This is a genomic window from Streptomyces sp. NRRL B-1347, from assembly GCF_000720325.1.
Classification (GTDB): Bacteria; Actinomycetota; Actinomycetes; order Streptomycetales; family Streptomycetaceae; genus Streptomyces.
In genome coordinates this window covers 1-259 of the sequence record NZ_JOJM01000321.1, presented here as the reverse complement: position 1 = coordinate 259, position 259 = coordinate 1, and the positions used below count along the sequence as shown (strand labels likewise).

Below are 259 nucleotides of genomic sequence, written 5' to 3'. Positions count from 1 at the left end.
CGTCGGGTGTGGCGGGTGTGTTCTCGCTGGTGGCGCTGGACGAGTCGGGGCATGGGGTCTTCGGGGGTGTTCCTGCTGGGTTTGCCGCGTTGGTGGGGCTGGTCCAGGGGTTGGGTGATGCGGGTGTGACGGCTCCGCTGTGGTGTGGCACTCGGGGTGCGGTGTCGGTGGGTCGTTCCGACCGGCTGGTGAGTCCGGTGCAGTCGCTTGCGTGGGGTCTGGGCCGGATCGTGGGGGCGGAGTACCCCCAGCGCTGGGG

At 70.7% G+C, this 259-nt stretch carries 1 protein-coding gene; it reads left to right on the top strand.

What is annotated here, in order from left to right; all coding sequences use genetic code 11:
* Positions 1-259: hypothetical protein (locus tag IG74_RS54100; RefSeq protein WP_234334708.1), on the top strand; the 259-nt coding region annotated here is incomplete at both ends.